Source organism: Micromonospora sp. ATA51 (assembly GCF_016802855.1).
Classification (GTDB): domain Bacteria; phylum Actinomycetota; class Actinomycetes; order Mycobacteriales; family Micromonosporaceae; genus Micromonospora; species Micromonospora sicca.
In genome coordinates, this window is sequence record NZ_JAEVHJ010000437.1 from 1 (window position 1) to 4,403 (window position 4,403).

The following is a 4,403-nucleotide window of genomic DNA, read 5'->3' on the forward strand; positions in this document are numbered from 1 at the left end:
GACGCTGCGGCTCGGACGACACCCGAAGATCATGCCAGCACGCCAGCCACAGTGGACAACAGGTCCCGATCAGCGACTCACCTCAGGCTGAACACGTACCACGAGCGACCTTCACGACGGCCTTTTGGCGCCTGTTCGATCCCTTGATCTTCCGGGAAAGGGTTTGCTGCAACCGCCTGAGCTTGCGGGCGGCGCGGCGCAGGAACTTCGGCGCCGTGACCTTCGTGCCGTCGGACAGGACGGCGAAGTGGGTCAGGCCCAGGTCGATGCCAATCTCCGACTCGACCGGCGGCAACGTTTCGTCCTCGGCCGTGGTCACCACGAACGAGGCGAAGTACCGGCCCGCCGCATCCTTAATGATCGTCACGGATGACGGGTCCGAGGGAAGCCGGCGCGACCAGCGCACGGGCAGGTCGCCGATCTTCGGCAACCTGAGCCGGCCGTTGTCCAGCACGGCGAACCGGGAGTTCTTGGTAAACCGGATCGCCTGCCGGTTGTCCTTTCGTGAGCGGAACCGGGGCGGCGCCACAGTGCGTCCCTTGCGCTTCCCGGTGACCGAGGCGAAGAAGTTGCGGTACGCCGCGTTCAGATCAGCGAGGGCCTGCTGGAGGACGACCGATGAAACCTCGCCCAGCCACGCCCGCTCCGCTGTGGTCTTGGCCTGGGTGATGATGTGCTTGGACAGATCCCCGTCCGACACGTACGGCTGATTGTTCTCCCGCGCCGTCTGCCGTGCGCGCAGCCCGTCGTTGAAGACCACCCGAGCGCACCCAAACGCCTTCGCCAGCGATCTGCGCTGGCCCGGGGTCGGGTATACGCGGTAGTTGTAACGGAGCACCACCCCCACAGCGTGCCATCGATGCATGGCTGACTTAAAGAACATTCGCGTGTCTCGCGCTGAATGCGTCAAGGGTCCCAGGATCTGGCACGCCACTGCTACCGGGCCAACCGGTTCCTGCGTCGGTGCATCGAGCAGCAAACCGCCTGCCTAAAGCACCCGCGGACCGGGTCCTCCCGCGCGAACCTTCACCCCTGCCCCTGAAGGGAGTACCCGCCCGCATTCTGATAGCGGATCCAGCCCGCCCCCGCACGGCCGCCAATCCCCGCCGACATCGACGGGGATCGGGGCCGTAGTTCGTCCGCGCACCGATCAAGATCGGCCCGCGCTCCGGTTGGCGCGGAGCGTCGAGCCGGCCTTGAGAGGAATTGGACAGCTCCCAGGTGCACTGGCAGCGGCCCGAGGAGAGGCCCGCGGCCACACAACGGGAAGGTGGTGCTGATGAGCGAATCGGACGCCGACGTCGGCGCGGTCGTCACCGGCATCGGGGTCACCGCGCCGACCGGCATCGGGATCCACGCGCACTGGCAGTCGGTGCTGGACGGCAAGACGGGGATCGGCAGGATCACCCGCTTCGACCCGGAGAGCTACCCCGTCCGGTACGCCGGGCAGGTCCCCGGCTTCGCCGCGCGGGAGCGGGTGCCCGGCCGGTTGATCCCGCAGACCGACCACTGGACGCACCTGGCCCTGGCCGCCGCCGACGACGCCCTGGGCGACGCCGGCGTCGACCCGGCCGGGCTGCCGGAGTACGAGATGGCGGTGGTCACCTCCAGCTCCTCCGGGGGCACCGAGTTCGGCCAGCACGAGATGGAGCGGCTGTACCGCAACGGCCCGTCCTGGGTCGGGGCGTACCAGTCGATCGCCTGGTTCTACGCGGCGACCACCGGTCAGGTGTCGATCCGACACGGCATGCGCGGTCCCTGCGGGGTGATCTGCGCGGAGCAGGCCGGTGGGCTGGACGCCCTCGGCCAGGCGCGCCGGCTGGCCCGCTCCGGTTACCGGCTGGTGGTCAGCGGCGGCACCGACGCGTCGCTCTGCCCGTACGGCCTCAGCGCGCAGCTGGCCACCGGCCGGCTCTCCACGGTGGACGACCCGACCCGGGCGTACCTGCCCTTCGACGCCGGGGCCAGCGGGTACCTGCCCGGCGAGGGCGGGGCCATCCTGATCGTGGAGAACGGTCGGCACGCCCGCGAGCGCGGGGCCGGCGAGGGCTACGGCAGCATCCTCGGCTACGCGGCCGGCTTCGACCCGCCGCCCGGCTCCGGGCGGCCCCCGGCGCTGCGCCGGACCGTCACCGCCGCGCTGGCCGACGCGCGGCTGGCGCCGGACGACGTCGACGTGGTCTTCGCCGACGCCGCCGGCAGTCCGGACCTGGACGCGGCCGAGTCCGCGGCGATCACCGCGGTGTTCGGCCAACGCGGGGTGCCGGTCACCGCCCCGAAGACCCTCACCGGCCGGCTGTACGGCGGCGGCGCGCCGCTGGACGTCGCCACCGCGCTGCTCGCGGTCCGGGACGGGGTCGTCCCGCCCACCGTCGGGGTGACCCGCCCGGACCCGGACCTGGACCTGGTCCTCGGTGAGCCCCGGGAGCTGCCGCTGCGGCGGGCCCTGGTGCTGGCCCGGGGCCACGGCGGCTTCACCGCCGCCATGGTGGTCGGGACGTCCCGCCGCCCTTGACCGTCACCCACCGATCCACGACGAACGGAGCGAGAGCGATGACGAGCTTCACCCTGGACGACCTTCGCGAGCTGCTGGGCAGCATCGCCGGGGTCGACGAGTCCACCGACCTGTCCGGCGACATCGCCGACGTGCCGCTGGCCGACCTGGGTTACGACTCACTGGCCATGCTGGAGCTGGCCGGCCACGTGCAGCGGCGCTACGGGGTGCCGATCCCGGACGAGGCGGTGGAGCGGATGACCACCCCGCGCGGCACCGTCGACTACATCAACGCGCAGTTCGCGACGGTGGGCTGAGATGGCCGGGCACACCGACAACGCGGTGGTCATCGACGCCCCGCTGGAACTGGTCTGGGAGTTGACCAACGACATCGAGTCGTGGCCGCGACTGTTCAGCGAGTACGCCGAGGCCACTGTGCTGGACCGCCGGCCGGACGGCTCGGTGCTGTTCCGGCTCGCCCTGCACCCCGACGAGAACGGCAAGGTCTGGTCCTGGGTCTCGGCCCGGGCGGCCGACCGGCAGACCTGGACGGTCCGCTCGCACCGGGTGGAGACCGGAGTCTTCAAGTACATGTCGCTGTTCTGGGAGTACACGCCGGTCGAGGGCGGGGTGCGGCTGCGCTGGGTGCAGGACTTCGAGATGAAGCCCGGCGCCCCGCTCGACGACGCCGGGATGCAGGAGCGGCTCAACCGCAACACCGCCGTCCAGCAGCAGCTGATCAAGGAGAAGGTCGAGGCCGCCGCCCGCCGGGGCGTACCGGTCAGCTGAGCGCCCGGCCCGGGCGCACCGGGCGCGGCGAACCGACATGGAGGAACCACGATGGATCTGGAACTGGCCGGAAAGAAGGCCCTGATCACCGGGGGCACCCGGGGCGTGGGCCGGGGCATCGTCCTGGCCCTGGCCCGGCACGGTGTCGACGTGCTCACCTGCTACCGGCAGGAGAGCGAGGCGGTCACCTCGCTGGAACGCGAGCTCAAGGAGATCGGCGGCCAGCACCACCTGGTCCGCGCCGACCTGGCCGACCCGGAGCAGGTCGGCACGCTGATGGCCGAGACGCGCAGCCGGTTCGGCCGGCTCGACCTGGTGGTCAACAACGCCGGCGCGATCAGCCACGTGCCGTACGAGCAGCTCACCTTGACGCAGTGGCAGCAGGTGATCGACACCAACCTGACCGCGGTGCACCTGGTCACCCAGGCGGCCATCCCGATGATGACGGCCGGCGGCTCGGTGGTGAGCATCGGCTCGAAGTCCTCGGAGGTGGGCATCCCGCTGCGGGCCCACTACACGGCCACCAAGGCGGCGCTGCGCGGCCTGACCCGCTCGCTGGCGAAGGAGTACGGAGCGAAGGGGCTGCGCTTCAACGTGCTCGCCCTCGGGGTCATCCGTACCGAGGCGATGGACGCGATGCCGGCGCAGCAGCGCGAGCTGCTGACGAAGCGCTACCAGGACAAGACCGCGCTGGGCCGGCTCGGCGAGCCGGACGAGGTGGCCGGGGCGGTGCTCTGGCTGGCCAGCGACCTGTCCCGGTACGTCACCGGCGCCACCGTGCACGTCGACGGGGGGATCTCCTGATGGCCGAGGGACCGTTCCGGGTGATGCTGCGGATGCAGATCAAGCCCGGCATGCAGGAGGAGTTCGAGCGGGTCTGGCTGGAGGTCGGCGACTCCGTCACCAGCCACCCGGCGAACCTGGGGCAGTGGCTCTCCCGCGACGAGGAGGAGGGCGTCTACTGGATCGTCAGCGACTGGGTGGACGAGCCCCGGTTCCGCGAGTTCGAGCACAGCGACCGGATCTTGCCGGTGCGGTTCCTAACCATCGATCAACCGCCAGACGGCCTCCTGCATGAGGTTGCCGATGATCGTGCGGGCCAGCGTCTGGAACACGGGAA

At 70.8% G+C, this 4,403-nt stretch carries 6 protein-coding genes; 5 read left to right on the top strand and 1 reads right to left on the bottom strand.

Annotated features, from left to right (window positions below; all coding sequences use genetic code 11):
* Nucleotides 1-82: 82 nt before the first annotated feature.
* Complete coding sequence (locus JNW87_RS35305; RefSeq protein WP_309234143.1) at nt 83-883, bottom strand: transposase; 801 nt, start codon at nt 881-883, stop codon at nt 83-85.
* Nucleotides 884-1,279: 396 nt separating this feature from the next.
* On the opposite strand from JNW87_RS35305, the gene JNW87_RS35310 reads away from it, so the two are divergent.
* The 5 genes from JNW87_RS35310 to JNW87_RS35330 all read left to right on the top strand — a co-directional run.
* Complete coding sequence (locus tag JNW87_RS35310) at nt 1,280-2,515, top strand: ketosynthase chain-length factor (RefSeq protein WP_238455187.1); 1,236 nt, start codon at nt 1,280-1,282, stop codon at nt 2,513-2,515.
* Between the two features lie 38 nt (nt 2,516-2,553).
* Nucleotides 2,554-2,811, top strand: a complete 258-nt coding sequence (locus tag JNW87_RS35315; RefSeq protein WP_238455188.1) for an acyl carrier protein — start codon at nt 2,554-2,556, stop codon at nt 2,809-2,811.
* A gap of 1 nt (nt 2,812) precedes the next feature.
* Nucleotides 2,813-3,283, top strand: coding sequence for an SRPBCC family protein (locus JNW87_RS35320; RefSeq protein WP_238455189.1), 471 nt, complete (start codon nt 2,813-2,815; stop codon nt 3,281-3,283).
* A gap of 51 nt (nt 3,284-3,334) precedes the next feature.
* A complete protein-coding gene (locus JNW87_RS35325; protein ID WP_238455190.1) occupies nt 3,335-4,087 on the top strand; it encodes an SDR family NAD(P)-dependent oxidoreductase in 753 nt (250 codons plus the stop codon).
* Nucleotides 4,087-4,403, top strand: a 317-nt coding sequence (locus tag JNW87_RS35330) for an antibiotic biosynthesis monooxygenase (RefSeq protein ID WP_238455191.1), incomplete at its 3' end; no start/stop codon positions are given. The genes JNW87_RS35325 and JNW87_RS35330, both read left to right, overlap by 1 nt.

Excerpts from the sequence above, each read along its gene's own strand:
- JNW87_RS35305 (WP_309234143.1), bottom strand. The coding sequence starts at position 883 with ATGTTCTTTAAGTCAGCCATGCATCGATGGCACGCTGTGGGGGTGGTG.
- JNW87_RS35310 (WP_238455187.1), top strand. The coding sequence starts at position 1,280 with ATGAGCGAATCGGACGCCGACGTCGGCGCGGTCGTCACCGGCATCGGG.
- JNW87_RS35315 (WP_238455188.1), top strand. The coding sequence starts at position 2,554 with ATGACGAGCTTCACCCTGGACGACCTTCGCGAGCTGCTGGGCAGCATC.
- JNW87_RS35320 (WP_238455189.1), top strand. The coding sequence starts at position 2,813 with ATGGCCGGGCACACCGACAACGCGGTGGTCATCGACGCCCCGCTGGAA.
- JNW87_RS35325 (WP_238455190.1), top strand. The coding sequence starts at position 3,335 with ATGGATCTGGAACTGGCCGGAAAGAAGGCCCTGATCACCGGGGGCACC.